Here is a 24,816-nt window from a genome sequence, read left to right as displayed (position 1 = left end):
GTCCAGTTCACCCAAATATTTTTCCGGCGGCCCTGCACGCCCGCACGCAAACGTCGGACGATTCGGCCTTGCCGCGCCGCACGGCGCGCACCCATCCGGCCCCACCATCCGGTCCCGCTTCATCAGGGGAATCCCGGTATTTTTTCGCATTTTCTTCGAAATAACGGGTGACATACTTGCCCCCCATTGCGCTCCGTGCGAGCGCGCTTTTCGATCCAGCCGGCCGCCTGTCATGCGCTGCGCGTCCGTCCGGGTCGCACAGGACATGAATAATTTCGACACCACGATCCAGGTCTTCCTCACTCATGTGACGTTCGGGCCGCTGATGAATCACGCAATCCGCGTGATCGCCGGCCTCTACACGTTCAAGGGCTTCGTGCTCATTCCGGTGCTGTGCTGGCTGTGGTTCCAGCCCGGCCCGACCCGCGAGCGACAACGCGAGCTGGTCGTCGCCACCGTCGCGAGCGGGCTCATCGCGCTCGCCGTCGGCCGCGTGCTGGCGCAGGTGCTGCCATTCCGCGTGCGGCCGATCTACAACCCCGACCTGCACCTGCACTTTCCGTCGGCCGGATTGCGTGCGGCGACGCTGCAGACATGGAGTTCGTTTCCGAGCGATCACGCGATGCTGTGGATGGCGATCGCGACCGGCATCTTCATCATCGCGCGCCGCGTCGGCATCGTCGCGCTGCTGTATTCGGTCGTGTTCATCTGCCTGCCGCGCGCGTATCTCGGCTTTCACTATCCGACCGACCTGATCGCGGGCGCGGCGATCGGCATCGCGATCGCGTGGCTGCTGACGCGCGACGCGATCCGCTCGCGCTTCGCGCCGCAGGTGCTGGAGATGATCCGGCGCTTCCCCGCGCCGGCCTATACGCTCGCGTTCCTGCTGTGCTTCGAGTTAATCACGCAGTTCGACGAACTGCTGACGCTCGCGCAGTCGGCCACGCGCACGATGTGACGGCCACCGCGCGATGCTGCCGCTGCTGCTGTCGTTCCGTCGCCCCGGCGCGCGCTGCCGGCCATGCGCGGCCGCGGCACGCGGTGCGACGGCCGCGCCCGTCAGTCGCGATCGGGCGCACCAAGCGGAAAGAACGAACGATACGGCCGTGCCTCGTCGACCGCGCGCGCAAACGACGGCCGCGCGAGCAGACGCTTGCGGTACGCGATCACGTTCGCGAACGCCGGATCGATCCGGTGCGTCCAGTCCGCGTAGAACAGGAACGGCGCCGCGCCGCAATCGGCGAGGCTGAAACGGTCGCCGGCCGCCCATTCGCGCTCGGCCATCGTCTTGTCGAGCCACGCATACGACGTGTCGAGCATCGCACGCGCATCGGCCACCCCGCGCGCATCGCGCTCGGCTTCCGGCCGCAGCGCATCGAACACGACCTTCTGCTGCGGCGTCGCCACGTAGTTGTCGAAGAAGCGGTCCATCGTGCGCACCTCGAGCGCGGCGCGGGGATCGTCGGGCAGCAGGCGCACGGGGCCCGGATGGGCGAGACCGAGATACTCGATGATGATCGTCGCCTCGATCACCGTGCGGCCCGCGTCGACGAGCACCGGGAAGCGCTTCAGCGGCCACAGCGCGGTCAGTTCCTGCATCGGTTTCGGATCGTCGTGCGCGAGCACGCGATACTCGAACGGCGTGCCGTTCTCGTACAGCGCGGTCAGCACCTTCTGGCAGTAGGACGAAAAGGGATGGGCGTAAAGCGTCGGCATCATCGCGGGGTCTCTCTGGGTTTCGGCGCCACGTCGTGCGGCGCCACGTGATCGGATACCTTGACGACGAACGGCGCCCGGCCGTTTCGACATCGGTCCGGCATTTTTTTCGAGAGACTGCCTGGGCCGCTACGATCGGCCGTCCATCACGACGCGCCCTTCGGCGCGCCAGCGCAGCATCCCGCCGCCGAGGTTCGCGACCGCGTCGAAGCCGGCCTTCTTCAGGATCACCGTCGCCTGCGCGGAGCGCCCGCCGGCCCGGCACACGGTCACCACCGGCCGGTCGTGCGCGATTTCGCCGATGCGCGCGGCCAGTTCGCCGAGCGGGATCGGCGTCGCGCCGGGCAGATGGCCGAGCGGGCCCGCGAATTCGTCCGGTTCGCGCACGTCGACGACCTGCACGGCCGGCAGATGATCCTCGAGCCATTGCGGATCGATTTCCCAGAAGCCGGCGAACGTATAGACGAGCGGCGCCCAGTCGGCTGCCGCCTGCGCGTCGGGCGCGTTCGCGGCGACGCCGCACTGCAGGTTCGCCGGCACCGCGACGTCGATCTGGCGCGGATGCGCGAGCCCGAGGTTGCGCATGTAGCCCGCGAAATCGTCCTCGCTGAGATCGCCGCCGAGACGCGGGTTGAAGCGCCGCTCCTCACCGACGCTCGTCACGGTGAGCCCCCGATAGTCGTGCGCAGGATAGAGCAAGCACGCGGCCGGCAGCGTGAAGATCCGGCCGTGCACCGCGCGATACAGCGCACGCGGGTCGCCCTGCTGGAAGTCGGTGCGGCCGGTGCCGCGGATCAGCAGGCAATCGCCGGTGAACGCCATCGATTCGTCGTCGAGTACGAGGCTGATGCAGCCGCTCGTGTGGCCGGGTGTCGCGCGCACGGTCAGGTAGCGCGGGCCGAATGCACAGCGGTCGCCGTCGTTCAGGTAGCGGTCGGCGCCGTGCGCGCCGCTCGCGGCCGAGATCGCGATCGCGCTGCCCGTGCGCTGCTTCAGCAGCCACGCGCCCGTCACGTGATCGGCATGCACGTGCGTATCGACGGTCGCGACGAGCCGCAATCCGAGTTCGTCGAGCAGCGCCGCGTCGCGGCGCACCTGCTCGAACACGGGATCGATCAGCAGCGCCTCGCGCGATGCGCGGTCGGCGAGCAGATACGTGTACGTCGACGATTGCGGATCGAAAAGTTGCCGGAAGATCATTGCTCTGTGGCTCCGTCGCGGGTTCTTCAGTGGGGTGTAGTCGGATCGGCATACTGCATATCGTCGTCGGGCGTCGGCATGACGACCTCGCCGCCACGCGCGCGGCATCGCACCCGCCGCATCGCGCACACCCATACAGCGTAGATCAAAATGCCCGCATCGCCGCGCATCCCCTACGCGGTGCGCGATTCCGACGACGAATCGGGCAGCGCGGACGATTCACCGCCGGGACCGCAGTGCATGCTGCCTTACACTACCGCCTGTTCTCGTCTCCGATCACAGGAATACTCCCGACATGTCGATGACGATCGATCCGAAGCAGGCCGCCGCGCTGCTGGCCGTCGCCGACACCGGCAGCTTCGAGCAGGCGGCCGTGCGCCTGCACGTGACCGCGTCCGCCGTCACGCAGCGGGTCCGCGCGCTGGAGGCGAGCCTCGGCACGCCGCTCGTCTTGCGCACGCGGCCGTGCCGCCCGACGGTGGCCGGGCAGCGCGTGCTGCAGCACCTGCGCCGCGTCGCGCTGCTGCAGGCCGACTTGCAGAGCACGCTCGCGGCCGAGCGCGAATCGCCGATCTCGGTCACGATCGCGCTGAACGCCGACAGCCTCGGCACGTGGTTCCTGCCCGCGCTGACGTCGGTGCTCGCCGGCGAGCGAATCCTGTTCGAGCTGATCGTCGAGGATCAGGATCACACGTTCGCGCTGCTCGAAAGCGGGATGGCGGTCGGCTGCGTGACGACCGAGCCGAAGCCGATGCGCGGCTGCCTCGCGACGCCGCTCGGCACGATGCGCTACCGGCTGCTCGCGGCCGCCGCGTTCGCGGTGCGCTGGTTTCCGCGCGGGCTGAACCGCACGAGCGCGCGCCACGCGCCCGTCGTCGCGTATTCGCGGCGCGACACGCTGCAGTCGTCGTTCCTGAAGGAGAAGTTCGGGTTGCCGGACGGCGCGTACCCGTGCCATTACGTGCCGGGCACCCATTCGCACTTCGCGGCGGTGCGGCACGGGCTCGGCTACGCGATGGTGCCGGAGCCGCTGATCGGCACCGCGCCGCTCGATGCGCAGGGGCTCGTCGATCTCGCGCCCGCGCATCCGACCGACGTCACGCTGTACTGGCACGCGTGGACGGTGCAGTCGCCGACGATGGCGTCGCTGTCGGAGCGGGTAGTCGAAGCGGCGCGGCGGTTGCTCGCACCGTTGCCGTAACGCGCCGGCAGCCGCGCCGGCGATCGACACGGCCGGCCGGCGCGGTACGCACTCCGACGAGAAAGTCGGCCGCGCCGCCTATACTTTTTCCATCGGCCTCGCGAACGCGCCGCGCGGCCGATCATCCCGGTCCGGCCGTTCCCTTTCATGTGAGGAGAACATCATGTCCCGCCGCTATATCGATTGCCGCGAGTTTCCCAGCGCGATGCATTGCTCGGTCGCGATTTCCGCCGACTCCGACAACGAACTGCTGGAGGCCGCCGTGCAGCATGCGGTCTCGGTGCACCAGCACACCGACAGCGCCGAACTGCGCACGCAGCTGAAATCGCTGTTCCACGACGGCACGCCGCCCGCCGACACGCCGCGGCAGGCGTAATCCGCCGGCACGGCATCGATCGACCGACGACGCGCCGCGTCAACCCTCCGCGTCTTGCGTCATGCCACGTCGCGCCGGCCCGTCGCCGGCCGGCGCGTTCCGTTTCACGCGCGCCGCTGCGAGAAATACGCGCCCACCGCGCCGAGGAACGTGTCGATGTCCGCGCGCGACACGTCGCAATGCGTGACGAAGCGCGACGCGTACAGCATTTGCGTGAGAATCCCGCGTTCCTTGAGCCACGCCTCGAGCGGCGCGCAATCGGCTTCGGGGAATTGCGCGAACACCATGTTCGTCGCATGCGACAGCACCTTCACGCCGTCGATGCGCGCGAGGCCGGCCGCGAGATGCGCGGCGTTCGCGTGATCGTCCGCGAGCCGCTCGACGTTGTGATCGAGCGCATACAGGCATGCCGCCGCGAGAATGCCCGACTGCCGCATCCCGCCGCCCAGCACCTTGCGCCAGCGCTGCGCGCGCTCGATCAGCGCACGGCTGCCGACCAGCACCGAGCCCACCGGTGCACCGAGCCCTTTCGAGAAGCAGATCGACACGGTGTCGAACGGCGCGCACAGCTCGGCGATCGGGCGCCCCGACGCGACGGCCGCGTTGCACACGCGCGCGCCGTCGAGGTGCGTGGCCAGCCCACGGCTGCGCGCGAACGCGACGGCTTCCTGCACATAGCCTTCCGGCAGGACCTGGCCGCCGATCGTGTTTTCAAGCGCGAGCAGGCGCGTGCGGGCGAAGTGATTGTCGAGCGGCTTGATCGCCGCGGCGATCTTCGCGAGCGGCAGCGTGCCGTCCGGCGCGTTCTCGATCGGTTGCGGCTGGATGCTGCCCAGCACGGCCGCGCCGCCGCCTTCGTACTTGTAGGTGTGGGCGAGCTGGCCGACGATGTACTCGTCGCCGCGCTCGCAATGCGACATCAGCGCGGCCAGGTTGCTCTGCGTGCCGCTCGGAAAAAACAGGCCGGCTTCCTTGCCGGCCCGCTCGGCCGTCACCGCCTGCAGGCGCAAAACGGTCGGGTCGTCGCCCCAGACGTCGTCGCCGGTTTCGGCGGCGGTCATGGCGGCCAGCATCGCCTGGCCCGGACGTGTCACGGTATCGCTGCGTAAATCGATCATCGCTGTGCCCTGAGTGAACGCGGACCGGTATCCCTGCGCCCGGCCCCGCCGAAAACGAGACTCAGAGTGTACGCAATTCACGCGGCATGTGCCGATGGATACGCCGCGATCGCGCGTCAATATCGCGGCGGCGGCGGCTGGACGCCCGCCGGCGGCATCGGCGGCGCCGCGCGCGGCGCGGTGCCGTATCCGCCCCCGCCATATCCGCCGCCACTACCGCCGCTCATCCCGCCCGGCACCGGCACGCGATTGCCGGTCGCATACATGCACTGCAGATACGCGTAGTCGTAGCGGCGCTGGACGTCATAGGCCGAGCCCTGCGCGGCGCCCGCGCCGACGACGCTGCCCGCGAGCAGCCCCGCGCCCGCGCCGACCGCCGCGCCGGTGCCGCCGTTGAACGCGGCGCCGGCCGCCGCACCGAGCGCGGTGCCGACGGCCGCGCTGCCGACCGCGCTCGCGGTCGACGCCTGCCCGGCGCTCACGCCGCCCGATTGCTGGAACGCGTACTGCCGGCAACTGCCGTCGTCGGCGCGGAACTGGTCGAATGACTTGCCGGTGCCCGGCAGCGCCATCACGCTCGGCCCGGTCGGCAGGTAGGCGCACGCACCGAGCAGCGCGGCGAGCGACAGTACCGCCGGCACGCGCAGCGGTCGAAATACGGTTTTCATCGTTGCGCCTCCGTCACTGCGGCCGCGCCGGCACCGAGCGCCAGCCCGACTTGCAGGTCTTCACGTACGGGTAGTAATGCTTCGACGCGTCGCAGTAGTACCAGAGGTCCGCGTCGCCGTTGTCCTGCGGCTGCCCCTGCTCGACATACTCGGTCGGCGGCGGCGGAGCGACCGGCACCGCGACGACGGGTGGCGGGTAGTAGTAAGGCGCAGGGACGACCGGGGCGTAATACGGGTAGCCGGGGCCGATATAGACCCCGACCCGGGCGGCATGCGCCACGCCGCCCGTCGCGACCGCCACCGCGGCCGCCGCGCCCAGTGCGAGCTTCAATCCATTCACGTCACGTTCTCCGGCTGGCCGGTTCGCCGATGCGAACCCGGCATCCCGAACGCTACGCCGCACGCGATCCGGCATCCATTACGGGCGAGCGCGCGAATGTTGCGCGACGTTACCCGTGTGACAAACGGGGCCGCCCGTCCGGACGGTCGCGTTACGCGCTAACGGATCGAAACCGATCGCCGTCCCGGCACGCGGTTGGCGCATGCGCAAAACCGTTCCGATGACGCGACGCGCCATATTGACGCACGTGCGTCAGACCGCCACGCCGCGACCGCACGCACTGCGAACGACCTTCTTGATACGAATCAACGATTTATCCCGAAATGGTGCGCGACAGACTGGACATCTGCGACGAGTTGGCGCATTTCGCGGTGCAACATCGCGGCCCATACTCCAGCCAACCCCGACGCCTGTCCGCCGGGGTCCGCCGGCACCCGCCGGCGGGTATCGTCAGCTTCGGTCATCTGGTATGGACACCGCACTTTCGGCCCTCGATCTGGCCCGCCTGCAATTCGCGTTCACCGTCTCCTTTCACATCGTCTTCCCGGCGCTGAGCATCGGCCTCGCCAGCTTCATCGCCGTGCTCGAATATCGCTGGCTGAAGACCGGCAAGCAGTACTACAAGACCCTCTGCCTGTTCTGGTCGAAGATCTTCGCGGTCGCGTTCGGGATGGGCGTCGTGTCCGGCGTCGTGATGAGCTATCAGTTCGGCACCAACTGGTCGGGCTTCTCGAGCTTCGCCGGCGCCGTCACCGGCCCGCTGCTGATGTACGAGGTCATGACCGCGTTCTTCCTCGAGGCCGGCTTCCTCGGCATCATGCTGTTCGGCTGGAACCGCGTGAGCCCGCGCGCGCACTTCGGCGCGACGCTGATGGTCGCGATCGGCACGCTGATCTCGACGTTCTGGATCCTCGCGTCGAACAGCTGGATGCAGACGCCGCAGGGCTTCGAGATCGTCGACGGCCGCGTCGTGCCGACCGACTGGTTCGCGATCATCTTCAACCCGTCGTTCCCGTACCGCCTGTTCCACATGGCGATCGCCGCGTTCATCGTCGCCGCGCTCGTGGTGGCCGCGACCGGCGCGTGGCACCTGCTGAAGGGCCGCCGCGACAAGGGCGTGAAGAAGATGTTCTCGATGGCGCTGTGGCTGCTGCTGGTGCTCGCGCCGCTGCAGGCCGTGATCGGCGACCAGCACGGCATCAACACGCTGAAGCACCAGCCCGCGAAGATCGCCGCGATCGAGGGGCTGTGGGAAACCGAAAAGGGCGGCACCGCGCTCAACCTGTTCGGCATTCCGGACATGCAGGCGGAAACGACCCGCTACGCGGTGAAGGTGCCGCACCTCGGCAGCCTGATCCTCACGCACAGCTGGGACGGCGAAATCCGCGGGCTGAAGGACTTCCCGCCTGAGGACCGCCCGAATTCGACGGTCGTGTTCTGGAGCTTCCGGATCATGGTCGGCCTCGGCTTCGCGATGATCGGCCTCGCCGCGCTCGCGTGGCTGCTGCGCCGCCGCGGCCGCCTGTACGAATCGAAGTGGTTCCAGCGCTTCGCGCTCGTGATGGGCCCGACCGGTTTCGTGTCGCTGCTCGCGGGCTGGGTCACGACCGAAGCCGGCCGCCAGCCGTGGGTCGTGTATGGCGTGATGCGCACCGCGCAGGCCGTGTCGCCGCTGTCGGTGCAGCAGGTCAGCCTGTCGATGATGACGTTCGTGATCGTGTACTTCCTGGTGTTCGGCACGGGCGTGTACTACATGCTGAAGCTGATGAAGGCCGGCCCGGCGCTGCCCGACGTCGAGCACGACGATAAACCGGACACGCGCCCCGATCACACCGCGCGCCGCCCGATGTCGGCCGTCGACGAGCTGATCGAGACCGTCTGAGCCTACCCCATTCGCAAACGAGAAAACCTATGGACGTCACCGTAATCTGGGCCGCAATCATCGCATTGGGGCTCTTCATGTACGTCGTGCTCGACGGCTTCGACCTCGGCATCGGCATCGTCTTCCCGTTCTTCCCGGACGAAAAGGAACGCGACCTGATGATGAACACGGTCGCGCCCGTGTGGGACGGCAACGAGACGTGGCTCGTGCTCGGCGGCGCCGGGCTGTTCGCCGTGTTCCCGATCGTCTATTCGACCGTGCTGTCGGCGCTGTACCTGCCGCTGATCTTCATGCTGGTGTGCCTGATCTTCCGCGGCGTGTCGTTCGAGATCCGCGCGAAGGCGCGGCGCACGAAGCAGCTGTGGGATCTCGCGTTCATCGGCGGCTCGGCCGGCGCGACGCTGTTCCAGGGCATCGCGCTCGGCGCGTTCCTGCAGGGCATCGACGTGAAGGACGGCGTGTACGCGGGCGGTGCGTTCGACTGGCTCACGCCGTTCAGCCTGCTGACCGGCCTCGGCCTGATCGTGACATACGCGCTGCTCGGCTGCTGCTGGCTCGTCGCGAAGACCGAAGGCGACCTGCAGCGCCGCCTGCATCGCGTCGTGTGGCCGCTGACCGTCGTGCTGCTCGGCTTCATCGCGATCGTCAGCCTTTGGACGCCGCTGCAGGACCCGGCCATCGCGCAGCGCTGGTTCGAATCGGGCCTGTTCTGGCGCCTGCTGCCGGTGCCGTTCCTGGTCGCCGCGTGCGCGGTGTGGATGCGCCGCGCGGTGCGCGACCGGCACGACATGACGCCGTTCGTGCTCGCGCTGGCGCTGGTGCTGCTCGGCTACGTCGGCCTGCTCGTCACGCTGTTCCCGTATGCGATTCCTCAGACGATGACGATCTGGGAAGCGGCGGCGCCGCGTTCGAGCCAGACCTTCACGCTGGTCGGCGCAGCGGTTATCCTCCCGATCATCATCGCCTACACGACGATGGGTTATTGGGTATTCCGAGGCAAGGTGCGCCATGAAGACCAGCATTACTACCACCACTGATTCCACCGCCGGCCAGCCCGGCGCGCCGCGGCCGCGGATGCGCGGCTGGATGTGGTTCGTCGTTCTGTGGGCGGGCGGCGTGGTCGGCGCCGTCACGCTCGGCTATGCGTTCAAGATCTTCATGAACCTGACGCTGTTTGCGGTGAAGTAGGCGGAGCGGCCGCTGCGATCGAACGACGATCGTAGCGGCCGTTTTCATATCGCCGGCCGATTTGCCAGGTTCGCATGCGCCGCTTGAAACGCGACGCCACCACGCCCTCCGCCTACCCCCGTCCGCGCAGCGCCGCGTCGATCTTGCGATCGGTCTTGTACTGGCTCAGCGCATACACCGACCAGATCGCGGCCGGCAGCCAGCCGATGATCGTGAGTTGCAGGAGCAGGCAAATGATCCCGGCGATCGGGCGGCCGATCGTGAAGAACTGGAACCACGGGAGCAGCAGGGCAAGCAGTAGACGCATGAACGATCCTCTCGGTACGTCGTTGAACGGGTGATGCGCGACGAATATGCCGGTGCACGCGCCTGAATTCAAGCCATGCACCGGCATCGCGGCGCCGTGATGCGCCCGGGTCATGCCGCAGGCGTACCGCCCTTCCCCACGCTCAACGCCCGATACCGAGCCCCGGCAGCACGCGCGTGTTCTCGGCCACGACCGCCTGCAGCAGGCGCGGATCGGCGCCGAGCAGCGCGAGGATCGTCGGCGCGACCTGCTTCGTGCCGACGACATCGTTCACCGTGCGCGCACGATGAATGCCCGGATACGACACGAGCAGGCCGAGGTGGCTGTCGTCCGGCGCGTTGCCACCGTGCTCCTCGTCCTTCTTCGTGCTCGACGTGTAGATCACGCCCGGATTCGGCTGGACGACGATGTCCGGTGTGCGGCCGTTGGCCGGATCGCCGAAGCGGTCGGCCAGCGCCGCGCCGTACAGCACGTACGCCTGCGGGCCGTCCGCGCAGATCCCCGGCGCGTTGCAGCCGAGGTTCGCCTTCAGCGCCTGCACGACGGCCGTGCGCTGGCTGCGGTCGCGCAGCCAGATCAGCCCGACGTCGTCGGTCTGCACGAAGCCCGTGCCGACCAGGCCCGAACCGTCGTTCAGGTTGCCCGTCGTCGTGTTGTTCTGGCCGAAGTTGCCGTTCGGGTCGAGGAAATTGTTCGCTTCGAGCAGCTTCGTCAGCGTGTCGCCGTTCTTCACGAGCTTCGTGTGATCGCTCGGCGACTGGCCGTGCTTCGCCGTGACGATCACGGCCGTCGACGAATACAGGTTCGCCTGCTTCAACGCCGCGACGACGTGGCCGATCGCGTCGTCAACATACGTGATCGCGTTCGCAACCTGCCCGTTCGGCGTGAAATCGGCGTCGAGATAGCCGCCGCCCTTCGCGACCGGCGCCTTCTGCGCGACGCTCAGCGTCTGGAAGTTCGCACCGAACAGCGTCGGCACCGGCGCGGTCTTCGTGCCGCTCGAATCGCGGCCGCCGATCTGGCGGATCAGCGCCTGCACGTGCAGGTTGTCGAAGCGCGCGGTGTGCGAGTAGACGTCCGTATAGTCGGTGTTGGTCGCCGGGTCGATCGAATTGATCTCGGTGCGCATCAGGTCGTCGACGCCGGTGCCCGACGGGCCGTTCAGCCAGTCGTAGCCCCACGCGTGCTTGTCGGCCCACGCGGTGCGCGCATTCGGCACACCGGCCTTGACGGCCTCGAACACCGTGTTGGTCTTCACGTAGTTGTGCGGGTAGACCGGCACGCACTGGCCGTTGACCTTCGCATGCGGGATCGCCTGCGGATTGAACGCGCCGCCGCCGTCGAGGTGCACGAGCGCGCCGCCGTTCTGCGCGTCGATGCCGGTCGTCTCGTCGAACACGACGTTCCAGCCCTGCTTGCCCGAGCACGTCGTGTCGCTCGGCGCGTACAGGTTGCGGTCGTACGACACGTCGTAGAACAGGCCGGCCGTCTTCGGCGAGCCACCCGTCACCAGTGCGGCGAGGCCGGGGAACGAATCCGACAGCCCCGGCGTGTACGCATTCGCGTACGTCACGCCGCTCTTCGCGAGCACTGCGAGGTTCGGGCACGTATTCGCGCCGATGCAGCGCGCCAGATCCTGCTCGTGCAGGCCGTCGATGCTCAGCAGCAGCACGTGCTTCACGACGCGGCTCGGCCGGCCGTTGCTCTCGCCCTGAGCGTTACCGTCCTGTTGCGCCGCGTACACGCCCGCGCTTGCGAGCGCCAGCGCACCCGCCACCATCACCGCCACGTTTCGTTGCTTGACGAACCTGGAAATCATCACCCCACCTCATCGATTGATGTTGAACTGCGTGGCCTGCCATCAGGCGCGCAAAATATCGCCGGGCCGTGCGGCGGTCGGATGAAGCGGGGCTTTCTGTTCTCTGTCAAACGTAACCAATCGCAAATGACATGAAGGGGTCGCAATCCGCGACACTCGCGTGCGCACGGCCCGTGCGACGGGATTTTTTTCGACTTGGCCCGCGACTATTGGCGTGTGATAAAGGGTTTTCCCTGACCCGGAGCACGACTATGTCAACCCTGGAAGCTCTCCGGTTCGTGCTGGACGATGCACGTACCCCCGAAATCATTCGCCATCACGTCGTCGACGCGCTGCAGTACGCGTTGCGCAACTACGGACAGGTGTTTACCGCGAAGGAAGTCGAATGGCTGACGCAGTGGGACGACGCGCGTCTGCCGCTGGCCGCGAGGAAGGAGCTGGACAAGCGCGAACCGGCGATCGCCGGGCGCTGAAAAAAACGCCGCCACGCCCGACGGGTGCGGGCGTGGCGGCGGATGAGGGATGACGGGCGGCGGTAACGCTTACTGCAGCCCAAAGTCGACGCGGGTCGTCGCGCCCTTGTCCGAGATGCCCTTCGCATCCAGCTTCGGCGCGACGACGAACATGCGGCTCGAATCGATCTTGCCGTCGAGATACTGGCGCACGGCCTGCGCGCGCTGCTGCGCGAGCGCACGCAGCGCGTTGTCGTCGGCCGGCGCGTGATCGGCGAGCGCCTGCTTCATGTCCGCATCGGGCAGCGTCTTCTGCAGGCCCACCAGGTTGCGCGGCTTCTTGAAGTCGGCGGCCTTGTACGCGCGCGTCAGGTACTTCGAGTATTCGGCCTTGTCGACCTTCACCGACATCGGATCGATGCTCTCGCCCTGACCCACCACGTCCTTCAGCTTCTGCTGGCGCACCAGCCGCTCGACGTACGCGTCGCGCAGGCCCGGCGTGTCCTGCGCCGGATCGACGCGGCCGATCAGGTCGAGGCGGATCGACGGCTTCTCGGTCAGCATCTTCACGACGGTATCGAGCTTCTTCTGCTGCGCGTCGGTCAACGCGTACGAGCCCGGCGCGAACTCGACGTAGCCGAGATCCTCGCCGCCGCTGCCGCCGAACGCATTCGCGAGCAGCGTGAACGGCGACGTGACGGCCTTCGCGATCAGGTTCAGCACCGCGTGCCAGATCAGCCCGCCGACGCTGAACTCCGGATTCGACAGCGAGCCCGACACCGGCAGGTTCACGTCGATCTGGCCGCGCGTGTTCTTCAAGAGCGAGATCGCGAGCTTCACCGGCAGCTTCGTCGCGGTGTCGTTCTCGACGCGATCGCCGAACGTCAGCTGGTCGATGAAGATGTGGTTGTTCGCCGACAGCTGGTCGTTCGCGAGTTGGTAGTGCAGGTCGACGTTGAGCTTGCCCTTCGTGATCGGATAGCCCGCATACTTCGCCGAATACGGCGTCAGGTTGGTCAGCTCGATGTCGTGCGCGGTGGCCGTGAGGTCGAGCGCCGGCTTCTCGATCAGCGGGTTCACCGAGCCCTTGATCGAGATCGGCCCGTTGCCCGCGAGGTTCGCGGCGACGTCGACCGGCGCGGACGTCGTCGAATCCGTACCGAACGCGCCGACCGTGCCCTTGATCGCGACGAGGTTCGCCGTGTAGTTCGGCTTGATGAAGTTGTCCGTGTACGTGACGCGGCCGTTCTGCAGCAGCAGTTCGCCGAAGTGCATCCGCACCGGGTTCTGCGGCTGCGGCGCGGCCTTCACGACCACGGACGCCGACGCGGCGGCCGGCACGGACGCCTGCTGCGCGGCCGCGGCCGAGGCGGCCTGCGCGGCGGCCGGCGGCGTCACGCCCGGCGACAGCGGCACCGGCTCGCCCTTGCTCGCGTCGCGCGTGAGCGACTGCGCGGGGCCCGTCTCCTTCGCGACCACGTCCTTCAGGTTCAGCCGGCCCTGCGCGTCGAGCAGCACGCGGCCGTAGAAGTTCGAGAACGTCACGCGCGCGGCGTCGACGTCGGTGCCCTTCTCGTCGTAGTTCGCCTTCAGGTTCGACAGCGCGAGCGAGCGCCAGCCGGCGAATGGGTCGGAAGTCGCCTTGTCGAGCATCCGCACGTCGACCAGCGCGACGTCGCCGCGATAGGTCGCGCGCGGCGTGTCCTTCACCTGCGCGAACGTCAGATTGCCCTGCGCGTTGAGCAGCGCGCTCGCGATCGTCGCGTTCAGCGCGCTGCCGAAGTACGGCTCGAACGCGGCCGCATCGAGGCGGTTGCCGTTGATCTTCAGGCCGAGCTTCAGCGGCTGCGCGGTCACGTCGCCCGTCACGTTCAGCGAGCCCTTGCGGTTCAGCGTCGCCTTCAATTGCACCGGCAGCGGCTTCGTCAGGTCGTCGCTCACCTTCTGCACCGACAGCTCCAGCGGCTTGATCGCCAGCTTCACCGGGCGCGGCGTCGACAGGTCGGTGAAGTTCGCGGACGCGTCCTTCACGTTCAGCGCGTCGATCCGGTAGTGCCACGACGGCGCGGCGGCCTGGGCCTTGCGCGCGACCGTGCGCGGCGGCACCGCGGCTTGCGCCGGTTCGGCCAGCGCCGCGAGGTCGATCTTGCCGTCCTTCAGGCGCTTCACGTCGAGCGCGAGCCCGCTCGCGTCGACGCTCGCGATCTCGGCGGTGCGCGCGGCGACGTCGATCTTCGCGATCTTCGCGCTCGCGTCGGGCAGCGCGATCGCGGGCGCCTTGTTGTCAGGCGCGGCGATCTTCAGCGACTTGAGGCTGACCGTGCTGTCGGCGACTTCGGCGGCGAGCGGCGTCTTGCCCCAGTCGGTCTTCGCGTTGACGGTCGCGCCGAGCGTGCCGTCGAGCACGCGCGCGCGCGTCGCCTCGCCGAGATACGGCTGCAGCGCCGGCAGCGCGAGCGCGGCGACCGTCAACTTCGTGTCGGCCTGCTTCGCGGCGAGATTGAACGCGCCTTCGGCCGTCACGTCGCCGCCGCGCGACAGCGACGTCGACAGCGTGTATTTCGCCGGTGTCTTGCCCTGCAGCGTGAAGCCGTCGAGCGTCGCGGCGAGCTTCGTCAGCGACAGCGCGGTGGGCGTCGCCGGCACGCGATCGTCGACGTTGATCGTGCCGCCGTCGATCGCGACATGACGGATCGTCAGGTCGAGCGGCGGCGCTTCCTTCGCGGCGGCGCTGCCTTCGGCCTTCGCGGTGCTGGCGGCGGCGACAGCACCGGACGACGCGCCGGAAGCGGTGGCGGCAGAAACGGCGGCGGCCGACGCGGCCGGCTTGCCGGCTTCGGCCTTCGGCGCGGCGGCCGGTTGCGCGACGAGCTTCTCGACGTTCAGCACGCCCTGCTTGTCGCGCGACAGGTCGATCACCGGCTGGTCGAGCCGGATCTCGTCGAAGTGCATCGCGTTGCGCAGCGGTTCCAGCCCGGCCGCCGCGACGTGCACGCCGCGCGCGGCGAACAGCGGCGCCGACGCGCGGTCGGTCACCTTCGCGTCGTTCAGGTCGACGGTGCCCGACACGCGCAGCGCGGGCGTCTCACCACTCATCACGAAATTGACCGTGAGGTTGCTGCTGAGCAGGCCGCTCGTCACGGCCACCGGCAGCTTCGCCGGCACGTACGAGATCAGCTTCGGCACGTCGAGGCGGTCGAACTTCAGCGCGATCTCCGATTCGCGCGATTGCGCGAACGGCTTGGTCTTGCCGTCGATCGAGATCGGGCTGCCGTCGAAGCGCGCGCGCAGCTTCGGCTCGACGAAGATGTCGGTCTTCGAGGCCAGCGTCGCGATGTACGGAATGCCGAGCGTCCAGTTGTCGACCACGTGCTTTTCGTTCAGCAGGCGATCGTCGAAGTCGATCCGGCCGTCGTTGACCTGGATGTTCGACACCGAGAATTGCGTCGGCTTACTGTCCGGCTTCGGCGTCGGCGACGAGAACTTCTCGATCAGGTCGGTGAAGTTGAAGCGCTGCGCGTCGTAGCGAACGACGTGAAAGCGCGGCGAATCGAGCCGGACCTCGTTGACGATCGGCGCGCCGCGGAACAGCGACGACCACGACGGCCTCACGACGAGCTTGCCGATGTCGATGAAGTCGCCCTGGCCGCCGCGCTCGCCGAGGTGGACGCCGTCGGCCTCGAGGTTCAGCGTGTACGGGTTCAGTGCGATCCGCTGGATCGTGGCCGGCCGGTCGAGCTGCTTGCTCAACTGCTGTTCGGCGACATGGCGGATCAGCGGCGGCGCCGCGAAGAAGCCGAGCAGTCCGAATAAAAGGAGGAAGATCAGCACGCCGATGCCGATGCGCCGGGTCCGGCGCGAGCGTGCAATGCCGCCGAGGGCATGGAGGGTCGAGGGTACGTTTTCTTTGTCTGCGCTTGCCATGCTTGAATGCCTCGGGAATGGATGCCGGGCCGCCCCGGAGAACCGGGCGGCCGCGCACGCTATCCCGAAAGTATAGGCTCAGGAGGTGACGGTACGGCGGTCGGGCGCCGCCGCCGCGCCCGCCGATCGGACAACGGCGGCGGTCAACCGTTCATTTCCGGACGACGACGGGCGGCATCCACGAGCCGTCGCTCGCCTGCGGCTTCGGCGCGTAGAGGCGCAACGCGAGCGCGAAATCGGTACGCGGCGCCGGCAGCCAGTTGGCCGCATGCGTGCCGCCCGGCGACGCCGACACGACGATGTCGATCGAGCCGTCGTGGTTGCGGCGCAGCCGGTCGCGATCGCCGAGCGAGCGGCGCGCCGACCCGACGTCGGGCAACGCGCCGTTGGTGGTATACGGCGTGAGCGTCCAGAACGCGCGCACCGGCGGCAGCGCGCCCGGCGCGAAATGCAGCACGTACCGGTTCGCGCCGTTCAGCGCGTGGCCGTCGCTGTCGACGCGGGTAATCGCGAGCGTCTCGTCGTCGCGCGTCGCGGTGCCGAACTGCGTGTAGGCCGCATACGCGCGCAGCGCGTAGTCCTGGCCGTACTTGCCGGCCGTATCGCCCAGCCAGGTCCAGCCGTTCGCGTTCAGCAGGTTCGACGGCGGGGTCGCGAGCCGCGCACGCGCCTCGGCGACGCCGGCCGTCGCGGCCGTCAGACGGTCGCCCGTCCACAGCACCGGGTAGCCGGCCGTCACGCCGATGTCGCCGAGCGATTCCTGCGCGTGTGCGTCGTCGGCCGGCGCCGGATTGTCCTGCAGCGCCCGCGCGAAGCGCGTGAAGAACGCCTTCGGGTCGAGCGCGGCCACTTGTTCGGCCGGCGTGCCGCCACCCACCGCTTCGGATGGGGCACTGCCCGCATGGACCGCGACCGATGCGCCGCGCTCGGCGCCCGTGTAGACCGACAGCGGCACCACGCGGATCGCGCGCTGCAATTTCTTCACGTTCGTCAGGTCGCGCCCGCCGCTCGTCTGCAAGCGCACTTCGAGCCACGCATTGGCGGACGGCACGTCGACACGCTGCACGCCCTTCGGCAGCGTGCCCTGCCAGTCCTTCGCGGCGAAGGCAATCGTTTGCGACCGCCCGGCGCCACGGGCGCCGCGCGCCGCGACGCTCGACGACGACCACAGCACGTTCGTCCACATGTCGAGCGCGCGGGCGTCCCAGTAGCGGCCGCGCGTGTCGGGCAGCGTGACGATCACGGGTTCGGCCGCGACGTCGAGCCAGCCGGTCGAGTCGAGCGTGTCGACGCCCGGCAGCGGCGGATTGATCGCGCCGACGGGCGGCAGCGCCTGTGCGTGGCGCAGCGTGTTGAGCGGCGCCTGCCCCGGCTGCGCGCCGTCTCCGCCCGTCGCCGCTTCCTTCGCGACGTCCATCAGCACGAGCGGATACGCATAGATATAGGAGTCGGCGACTTCCGCGCGCATCCAGCCGGTTTTCCGCTGGATCGCGTCCGGTTGCGACGCGCATCCTGCAAGCAACGCCGCAATGGCCAGCGACGCGCACGCGCGTCGCAGAGAAACTGATTCTCGCTGGTTTTCAATCATCGATTACTGGCCGAATATCGTTCTTTTCAGTCAACGCCCTGTTCGTCTCGCGAACGGCGAAGCAAGGCACCCCAGCGTGCCCGGATGACCGTTTCGCTACGTTTCGTAACGGTGGGCGCTGATGTCAGGCCGGTATCATAGCGCCTAAGGGCATCCCCCAATATGCCGAATAACGGGTAAAACGCTAGCCGAATCGTCAAAAAATCTGAAATAGTTCACGGGATTCCGCAAAAAACTGGAACAGCGTCGGGAGCATCGGCCCGTAAACCCCTCGCGAGCGCCAAGCTCGGCGCTTCAGCGCGCACCGGCGCGTCCGTACGGAAGCCGGGCGATCGCTTTTCCCGCGTTGTGACACCCTGTGCGCATGACCTGCGTCGCATCGTCGCCGACGCTTGACCTTACCATCATGGGAATGTTGATACTGGAACCATTCGCGGCACGAACCGCGCTTTTGGGGAATCCAACATGACTGAACCACTTGCCTCCGCGGCGCTGCAAACGATCGAGCTGAGCGTCGACGGCATGCATTGCGGCGGCTGCACGGGCCGCGTGCAGCGCGCGCTGGCCGCCGTGCCGGGCGTCGTCGATGCGGCGGTCGATCTGGATGCGCATACGGCGACGGTCACCGCGCAGGAGACCGTCGAGCCGGATCAGCTCGTTGACGCCGTCCGTGAGGCCGGCTACGGCGCAGCAGTGCGCGAAGCGGCCGGCGAAGCGGTTGCGCCCACGCATGTGGCGCACGCGACGCCCGACGCAACGCCGTCTGCGCCGGCTGCCGCCACGACGATCGAACTCGATATCGATGGCATGACCTGCGCGTCGTGCGTGTCGCGCGTCGAGAAGGCGCTCGTCAAGGTGCCGGGCGTCACGCGTGCATCGGTCAACCTGGCGACCGAACGTGCGACGGTCGACGCGTCGGCCGGCGTTTCGGCCACGCAATTGGCGGATGCCGTGAAGCAGGCCGGCTACGGCGCGACGCCGACGGCGTCGGACACCGACGTCCCGGCCCGCGCCCCTACCCTGCCCACCGCGCCCGCAAACATCGAACTCGACATCGACGGGATGACCTGCGCGTCCTGCGTGTCGCGCGTCGAGAAGGCACTCGCGAAGGTTCCGGGCGTCACGCGGGCATCGGTCAATCTTGCAACCGAACGTGCAACGGTCGACGCGTCGAACGACGTGTCCGCCGCCCAGCTTGTCGATGCGGTGAAACAGGCAGGCTACGGCGCGACACCGATCGCCGTCTCGGCTCGGCCCGCAACTTCCGCTGCCACGCCCGCTTCCGCAGACGTCGAACTCGACATCGACGGCATGACCTGCGCGTCCTGCGCCGGCCGCGTCGAAAAAGCGCTGGCCGCCGTGCCGGGCGTCGCCCGCGCGACGGTCAACCTCGCGACCGAACGCGCGTCGGTGCACGGCGCCGGCGCACTCGACGCCGCCACGCTGATCGCGGCGGTCACCACAGCCGGCTACCGTGCGTCGCTTCCGGCCGCGTCATCCGCCAGCGCACCGGCCGGCGCCGACTTACAGCCAGCCCGCCCCGCGCAGGACCCCGACGCCCGCAAGCGCCGCGAAGCGATTCGCGAACGCAACCTCGTGATCGGCGCCGCCGTGCTGAGCGCGCCGCTCGTCGCGCCGATGCTCGCCGCACCGTTCGGTATCGACCTGATGCTGCCCGGCTGGCTTCAGCTCGTGCTCGCGTCGATCGTGCAGTTCGGCTTCGGCGCGCGCTTCTACCGCGCGGCCTGGCATGCGGTGAAGGCACGCACCGGCAACATGGACCTGCTCGTCGCGCTCGGTACGTCGGCCGCGTACGGGCTGAGCCTGTGGATGCTGCTGCGCGATCCCGCGCATCCGGGCCATCTGTATTTCGAAGCGTCGGCCGTCATCGTCACGCTCGTGCGCTTCGGCAAGTGGCTCGAATCGCGCGCGAAGCGCCAGACCACCGAGGCGATCCGCGCGCTGAACGCGCTGCGCCCCGACCGTGCGCGCGTCGTCGAGCACGGCGTCGAACGCGACGTGCCGCTGTCGCAGGTGCGCGTCGGCACGCGCGTCGGCATCCGGCCCGGCGAGCGCGTGCCCGTCGACGGACGGATCGTGTCGGGCCACTCGCACATCGACGAATCGCTGATCACCGGCGAAAGCCTGCCCGTGCCGAAGGACGATGGCGACGCCGTCACGGCGGGCTCGATCAACGGCGAAGGTGCGCTCGTCGTCGAAACCACCGCGATCGGCGCAGAGACGACGCTCGCGCGCATCATCCGCCTCGTCGAATCCGCGCAGGCCGAGAAGGCGCCGATCCAGCGGCTCGTCGATCGCGTCAGCGAGGTGTTCGTGCCGGCGATCCTCGGCATCGCCGTGCTGACGCTGGTCGGCTGGCTGATCGCCGGCGCCGGGACGGAAACCGCGATCCTCAACGCGGTCGCGGTGCTCGTGATCGCGTGCCCGTGCGCGCTCGGTCTCGCGACGCCCGCCGCGATCATGGCCGGCACGGGCGTCGCGGCCCGGCACGGCGTGCTGATCAAGGACGCGCAAGCGCTCGAGCTTGCGCAACGCACGACCGTGATCGCGTTCGACAAGACCGGCACGCTGACCGAAGGCAAGCCGTCCGTGACGGCGTTCGACGCCGTCGGCATGCCGCGCGCCGAAGCGCTCGCGCTCGCGGCGGCCGTGCAGCGGCAGAGCGACCATCCGCTCGCGCGTGCGGTGGTCGTCGCGCACGACGCGGACGTGGCCGCACAGGGCGGCGCAGCCGCGTCGGTCGTCGCGACCGATGCGCGCGCGGTGGCCGGGCGCGGCGTGGAAGCGCACGTCGGCGGGCAGCGATTGGCGCTCGGCAGCACGCGCTGGCGCGACGAACTCGGCATCGCGGTGCCGCCGGCGCTCGATGCGCGCGCAGCGGAACTCGAACGCGCGGGCAACACGATCTCGTGGCTGATGCGTGCCGATGCGCCGCGCGCGGTGCTCGCGCTGATCGCGTTCGGCGACACCGTGAAGCCGGGCGCCCGCGACGCGATCGCGGCGCTGTCGGCGCGCGGCGTCGCGAGCGCGCTCGTGACGGGCGACAACCGCGGCAGCGCGGCGGCCGTCGCGGCGGCGCTCGGCATCGCCGAAGTGCATGCGCAGGTGCTGCCCGACGACAAGGCGCGGGTCGTCGCCGAGTTGAAGCGCACGCACGGCGGCGTCGTCGCGATGGTCGGCGACGGGATCAACGATGCGCCCGCGCTCGCCGCGGCGGACGTCGGCATCGCGATGGCGACCGGCACCGACGTCGCGATGCACACGGCCGGCATCACGCTGATGCGCGGCGACCCGGCGCTCGTCGCCGACGCGATCGACATTTCCAAACGCACGTACCGCAAGATCCAGCAGAACCTGTTCTGGGCGTTCGTGTACAACCTGGTCGGTGTGCCGCTCGCTGCGCTCGGCCTGCTGAACCCGGTGATCGCGGGCGCGGCGATGGCGTTCTCCAGCGTCAGCGTCGTGACCAACGCGTTGCTGCTGCGGAGATGGAAAGGCCGCGCGCGTTGATGCGGCGGGCCGTGAAGGCGGGATAGCCGAATGGGCCGTTCGGCGGTCGGTGGTCGGTAGTCGGTGGGCGGTGGGCGGTGGGCGGTGGGCGGTGGGCGGTGGGCGGTGGGCGGTGGGCGGTGGGCGGTGGGCGGTGGGCGGTGGGCGGTCAGGAAGGATCACGAAGCGTGCCGGCATTGGCCAGCTACGCAGTGTGTCGAATCGCAACCCCATGACGATGCCTCGCGAGCTGGCGGATTCAGTCCGACACGACCGGTTTGATCAACGTCGTGGTGATCGGCACGAAGCCGCATGAACGATACAGCGCACGCGCCGCCGCGTTGTGATTGAACACCGACAGCCCGATCTCGGTGACGCCGTAGCGACGCGCCTCGGCGTCGAGCGCATCGAGCGCACGCGTGGCCCAGCCCTGGCGGCGCCGGGACGGGACGATGTCGAGGTCGTAGATGAACAGCGTGCGGTTCGGCCCTTCGGGGACGATCGCGTACCAGAGGTCGCCCACCGTGTCGCCGCTGGCGCCATCGATGAGCGTGACGAGGGTCTGGCCGGCGGTCAGCAGGCCGTCCGGCAGCAGCGTGTCGAAACAGGCGCGTGCACGATCGGCCGCGTCTTCGACAGCATTTTGTCCGGAGGAAACGAGATCGCGCGCGTAGCCTTCAATGGCTCGCGTGCGGTACGCGTGGAATTCGCCGGCCGTCATCGGCCGCATCTGCAGCATGGCCCGGTCGCCGTGAACGGAATCGGACTTCCGGTGTAGCGGGACGGTCGCACCGGCGCGCGAGGCGGCGGTGGAAAACGGGCGAGCAGGTACGGCGGACGCCGCGCCGAATCAGCGAATCAGCGAATCAGCGAATCAGCGAATCAGCGAATCAGCGACGGTACAGGACGATCGGCACCAGGTTTGCACGGCGCACGCGCTCGGCTTCCGCGTGACGTGCGGCGTACGAGTAGTCGGCGTCGAGCGGCAGGTGCGGGGACACGAACAGGTCGTCGATTTTTTGCAGCAGGGCGAAGATGAAGCTCATGTGAGACTCCTGACAGATGTGGCTAGGGTTTTCCCTTAGAACGCCTCCATTCTAAGGGTTTTCCCTGAACTCTGCCAGCGAACTGCATCGGTTTGCTGCACCCGCGCGACAGCCGATCGCCGGCGGGAAACAGCGATCCTTGCTGCGTCGGGCTGTCAGGATAGGGTCGAAACGTTAGCGGGTGCGACGAACCCGCTTCGCGACGGCCGCCTCGCGGTTCGCGTTGCGCTGAAGCCGGTCGACTTGCGACAGAAGCGCTTCGTGGTGCTCCTCGAGCGTCATCAGCGTGGCCTGCTGCGTCGACAGATCGGCCGCGAGGCGATCGATCCGTTGCTGCTGGGTGGCCACGTCCTGCTTCAGGTGCGCGATCTGCCGCGTTTGCAGCACCAGCGCGACGAGCCCCACCAGCACGACGACGGCCAGCGCCAGCAGCAGCCGGTTGACGCGGCGCATCTCGCGATCGGCCGACCGCGTCAGGCCGTCCACGTCGGACTGCAGCGCGGCGAGCCGGTCGGTCAGCGGGCGCAGGTGCGTGTCCGGATCGAAGACCGGCGCGGGCGGTTGCGTGCGCTCCGACGAGGGCTTGGTCACGAACGAGGCGGCGGATACCACCGGCTGCGCAACCGGCGACGGCGAAGCGTCGGGCTGCGGGGTCGTGTCGCGGGGCTTCGCGGAAGGCGCGGCGATTGCCGGTTCGAGCGGCCGCACCGACTGTGCCGACTGGACCGGCTGTGCCGGCGTCTGTGGCTCGACCGGCACGGCGACGACCAGCGGCGGGTTCGAGTCAACCGCTTCCGGCTTCGAATCGACGCTCGTCGCAACCGGTGCGGCTGGCGTTGCCGCCGCTTCGTTGGCGCCGGCAGCGACCCGGCGTTTGCTGCCCGATGACGCGCGGCGCTCCTTCACGGCGTCGCCCGAAGATTTCCCTTCGCGGGATTTGACGACCGCCGCCTCGACGACAGGCTTCGCGACTTCGCCATTTGCCGCTGGCGACTCCGCCGCCTGCGCCGCAGCGCCATCGGCGGCTTGCAGCTTCGTCTCCGCATTCGCGGCGCGGTCGACCGCGGGCACGTCGATCTGCGTTACGCCGCCGTCGACCGCAGGCGAATCGGCGGCCTGCGTTGCAAGCCCCTCTGCCGATGCGCCGTCGACGTTCGCGGCCACATCGCTTTCAGGCGTCGAAACGGAAACGGCCTCGACCGCCCCATCCTCCGCCGCCGTACCTTCAGCTTCCGCATGCGTTGCCGCCGCCGCGTCCGCCGGCGGGATAAACCCGTCCAGCGTAGCCTGTCGCCCGTCATCGGCAACGGCCGCCGCATCGGCTTCCACCAGCGCTTCCTCGTGCGCCGTCACCGGCATGCGCTCGCCCGGCTCCAGCACCGGATCGCCGAACAGGTCGAGCGTCCGTTCGTCGCGCGGCGCGTCGCCGGCCGGTGCGCTGCCGGACCGTACCGTCGCCTTGGCGGACGTGCTGCCTGCGGCAGCGGCCGAGCGCGGGCGCGAACGGGCCGACGAACGGGTGGAACGGGAGCGGGAGCGAGGCGTGGAAACGGATTCGGTCATGGAAATCGGATAGCGGGGCCCGCAGACGCGAACCCGGATGTCGAACGGAATCGGTGGTCGGCCATTGTCGCACGCCCCGCAACCGAGTCACGCAATCGAGTCACGCTATTCGTCGCCCGCCAGCCCGTTCCCGCCGTCGAAGCGCGTGACGCCCGGCAGCGCGCGCAGCTTGGCGCAGATGGCCTTGTATTCGAGTTCCGACACGCGCGCCAGCGCGATGCGCACCTCGTCCTGCTCGCCCGTGTCGTCGGCACGCTGCACGATGAACTGCTTCACGCGCGCACTGTCCGGGCCGAGCGCCGCGTGCAGCGAATCGAACGTCAGCGTGCCGCTCGCGACCGTCAACGCGAGTTGGCGCCGCTGGCGAACCGTGAAATAGCGCCGCTCCAGCGGCTTGATGCCGGCCAGGATGATCAGGATGATGATCGTCGCGGAAATCGCCGCGACATAGAGCCCGCCGCCCACCGCCAGGCCGATCGCCGCGACCGACCACAGGCTCGCGGCCGTCGTCAGCCCGCGCACGATCTCGCCGCGCAGCAGGATCGAGCCCGCGCCGAGGAAGCCGATGCCCGACACGACCTGCGCGGCGATCCGCGACGGATCGAGCACGACGTGGTCGCTGGTGCCGAGCACGTCGGCGAAACCGAACGCCGACACGATCATGATCAGCGTCGAGCCGACGCACACCAGCATGTGCGTGCGCAGGCCGGCCGCCCACGACAGGCGCTCGCGCTCGAAGCCGATGACGCTGCCGAGCGCCGCCGCGAGAACGAGCCGCATCACGAGTTCCAGGTTGCTGAGCATCCGATTTCTCTCCTTTTTTTTGGTGCCGGCCGCGCGGAATGTTTTATCCTTGGCCCCGGCCGCGCCGATTCTCCGGGCCGCGCCGACACGTTTCGATCCAAGCGCTCAACCCCG

Annotated in this window: 22 protein-coding genes; 8 read left to right on the top strand and 14 right to left on the bottom strand. The window is 68.7% G+C overall.

Annotated features, from left to right (window positions below):
• Positions 1-7: 7 nt before the first annotated feature.
• Positions 8-307: a hypothetical protein gene (locus BLS50_RS36075; RefSeq protein ID WP_176934235.1), complete on the bottom strand. Its 300-nt coding sequence runs from the start codon at positions 305-307 to the stop codon at positions 8-10.
• Between BLS50_RS36075 and BLS50_RS26040 the strand changes: the two genes are divergently transcribed.
• The gene (locus BLS50_RS26040; RefSeq protein ID WP_027809484.1) at positions 266-958 is read left to right on the top strand and encodes a phosphatase PAP2 family protein; all 693 of its coding nucleotides are present in this window, start codon (positions 266-268) and stop codon (positions 956-958) included. The genes BLS50_RS36075 and BLS50_RS26040 overlap by 42 nt on opposite strands.
• 101 nt (positions 959-1,059) lie before the next feature.
• On the opposite strand, the gene BLS50_RS26035 is transcribed toward BLS50_RS26040, so the two are convergent.
• Positions 1,060-1,719, bottom strand: coding sequence for a glutathione S-transferase family protein (locus BLS50_RS26035; RefSeq protein ID WP_074805151.1), 660 nt, complete (start codon positions 1,717-1,719; stop codon positions 1,060-1,062).
• A gap of 126 nt (positions 1,720-1,845) precedes the next feature.
• Complete coding sequence (locus tag BLS50_RS26030) at positions 1,846-2,916, bottom strand: rhodanese-like domain-containing protein (protein ID WP_074805146.1); 1,071 nt, start codon at positions 2,914-2,916, stop codon at positions 1,846-1,848.
• Positions 2,917-3,211: 295 nt separating this feature from the next.
• On the opposite strand from BLS50_RS26030, the gene BLS50_RS26025 reads away from it, so the two are divergent.
• On the top strand, positions 3,212-4,117 hold the full coding sequence (locus tag BLS50_RS26025; protein ID WP_011548948.1) for an HTH-type transcriptional regulator ArgP: 906 nt from the start codon (positions 3,212-3,214) through the stop codon (positions 4,115-4,117).
• Between the two features lie 163 nt (positions 4,118-4,280).
• Positions 4,281-4,493: a DUF1059 domain-containing protein gene (locus BLS50_RS26020; RefSeq protein WP_006480352.1), complete on the top strand. Its 213-nt coding sequence runs from the start codon at positions 4,281-4,283 to the stop codon at positions 4,491-4,493.
• 104 nt (positions 4,494-4,597) lie between these two features.
• Here BLS50_RS26020 and ltaE read toward each other — a convergent pair whose 3' ends face one another.
• The 3 genes from ltaE to BLS50_RS26005 all read right to left on the bottom strand — a co-directional run bounded on the left by ltaE (position 4,598) and on the right by BLS50_RS26005 (position 6,619).
• Entirely contained in the window at positions 4,598-5,611 is a 1,014-nt protein-coding gene (ltaE, locus tag BLS50_RS26015) for a low-specificity L-threonine aldolase (RefSeq protein WP_074805143.1), read from the bottom strand.
• Positions 5,612-5,727: 116 nt separating this feature from the next.
• Positions 5,728-6,279, bottom strand: coding sequence for a YMGG-like glycine zipper-containing protein (locus BLS50_RS26010; protein WP_074805140.1), 552 nt, complete (start codon positions 6,277-6,279; stop codon positions 5,728-5,730).
• A 13-nt stretch (positions 6,280-6,292) separates the two neighbouring features.
• A complete protein-coding gene (locus BLS50_RS26005; RefSeq protein ID WP_074805137.1) occupies positions 6,293-6,619 on the bottom strand; it encodes a hypothetical protein in 327 nt (108 codons plus the stop codon).
• 469 nt (positions 6,620-7,088) lie between these two features.
• Here BLS50_RS26005 and BLS50_RS26000 point away from each other — a divergent pair, with 469 nt between their 5' ends.
• Genes BLS50_RS26000 through BLS50_RS25990 form a run of 3 tightly spaced genes read left to right on the top strand, consistent with a single transcriptional unit; the run spans position 7,089 to position 9,689 of the window.
• The gene (locus BLS50_RS26000) at positions 7,089-8,501 is read left to right on the top strand and encodes a cytochrome ubiquinol oxidase subunit I (protein ID WP_027810180.1); all 1,413 of its coding nucleotides are present in this window, start codon (positions 7,089-7,091) and stop codon (positions 8,499-8,501) included.
• Positions 8,502-8,530: 29 nt separating this feature from the next.
• Positions 8,531-9,538 carry a cytochrome d ubiquinol oxidase subunit II gene (gene cydB, locus BLS50_RS25995; protein WP_011548943.1) on the top strand — a complete coding sequence of 336 codons (1,008 nt, stop codon included), beginning with the start codon at positions 8,531-8,533 and terminating at the stop codon, positions 9,536-9,538.
• Positions 9,510-9,689: a hypothetical protein gene (locus tag BLS50_RS25990; protein WP_027809413.1), complete on the top strand. Its 180-nt coding sequence runs from the start codon at positions 9,510-9,512 to the stop codon at positions 9,687-9,689. Before cydB ends, BLS50_RS25990 begins: the two co-directional genes overlap by 29 nt.
• 112 nt (positions 9,690-9,801) lie before the next feature.
• On the opposite strand, the gene BLS50_RS25985 is transcribed toward BLS50_RS25990, so the two are convergent.
• Positions 9,802-9,996 carry a YqaE/Pmp3 family membrane protein gene (locus tag BLS50_RS25985; RefSeq protein ID WP_006480346.1) on the bottom strand — a complete coding sequence of 65 codons (195 nt, stop codon included), beginning with the start codon at positions 9,994-9,996 and terminating at the stop codon, positions 9,802-9,804.
• Positions 9,997-10,138: 142 nt separating this feature from the next.
• Positions 10,139-11,815 (bottom strand): alkaline phosphatase family protein, encoded by a 1,677-nt coding sequence (locus BLS50_RS25980; RefSeq protein ID WP_074805135.1) that lies wholly within the window; start codon positions 11,813-11,815, stop codon positions 10,139-10,141.
• Positions 11,816-12,066: 251 nt separating this feature from the next.
• Here BLS50_RS25980 and BLS50_RS25975 point away from each other — a divergent pair, with 251 nt between their 5' ends.
• Entirely contained in the window at positions 12,067-12,288 is a 222-nt protein-coding gene (locus tag BLS50_RS25975; RefSeq protein WP_011548933.1) for a hypothetical protein, read from the top strand.
• Between the two features lie 69 nt (positions 12,289-12,357).
• Here the strand turns inward: BLS50_RS25975 and BLS50_RS25970 are convergent, their stop codons facing one another.
• Positions 12,358-16,191: a DUF748 domain-containing protein gene (locus tag BLS50_RS25970; protein ID WP_074805132.1), complete on the bottom strand. Its 3,834-nt coding sequence runs from the start codon at positions 16,189-16,191 to the stop codon at positions 12,358-12,360.
• A gap of 151 nt (positions 16,192-16,342) precedes the next feature.
• Entirely contained in the window at positions 16,343-17,779 is a 1,437-nt protein-coding gene (locus BLS50_RS25965) for a DUF1254 domain-containing protein (protein ID WP_074805129.1), read from the bottom strand.
• Positions 17,780-18,244: 465 nt separating this feature from the next.
• Between BLS50_RS25965 and BLS50_RS25960 the strand changes: the two genes are divergently transcribed.
• Positions 18,245-21,310, top strand: coding sequence for a heavy metal translocating P-type ATPase (locus tag BLS50_RS25960; protein WP_074805126.1), 3,066 nt, complete (start codon positions 18,245-18,247; stop codon positions 21,308-21,310).
• A gap of 238 nt (positions 21,311-21,548) precedes the next feature.
• Here the strand turns inward: BLS50_RS25960 and BLS50_RS25955 are convergent, their stop codons facing one another.
• From BLS50_RS25955 to BLS50_RS25945, 4 genes are all read right to left on the bottom strand, one after another.
• Positions 21,549-22,028: a GNAT family N-acetyltransferase gene (locus BLS50_RS25955; RefSeq protein WP_027807975.1), complete on the bottom strand. Its 480-nt coding sequence runs from the start codon at positions 22,026-22,028 to the stop codon at positions 21,549-21,551.
• A gap of 151 nt (positions 22,029-22,179) precedes the next feature.
• Positions 22,180-22,335, bottom strand: a complete 156-nt coding sequence (locus tag BLS50_RS36070; RefSeq protein WP_006480339.1) for a hypothetical protein — start codon at positions 22,333-22,335, stop codon at positions 22,180-22,182.
• Between the two features lie 174 nt (positions 22,336-22,509).
• The gene (locus BLS50_RS25950; RefSeq protein ID WP_074805123.1) at positions 22,510-23,898 is read right to left on the bottom strand and encodes a flagellar hook-length control protein FliK; all 1,389 of its coding nucleotides are present in this window, start codon (positions 23,896-23,898) and stop codon (positions 22,510-22,512) included.
• Between the two features lie 105 nt (positions 23,899-24,003).
• Entirely contained in the window at positions 24,004-24,702 is a 699-nt protein-coding gene (locus BLS50_RS25945) for an MgtC/SapB family protein (RefSeq protein ID WP_074805121.1), read from the bottom strand.
• Between the last annotated feature and the right edge of the window lie 114 nt (positions 24,703-24,816).

It is taken from the genome of Burkholderia orbicola (genome assembly GCF_900100915.1).
GTDB classification, from domain to species: domain Bacteria; phylum Pseudomonadota; class Gammaproteobacteria; order Burkholderiales; family Burkholderiaceae; genus Burkholderia; species Burkholderia orbicola.
Note: the sequence above shows the minus strand (reverse complement) of the source record. Positions and strands in the feature narration are given on the sequence as shown.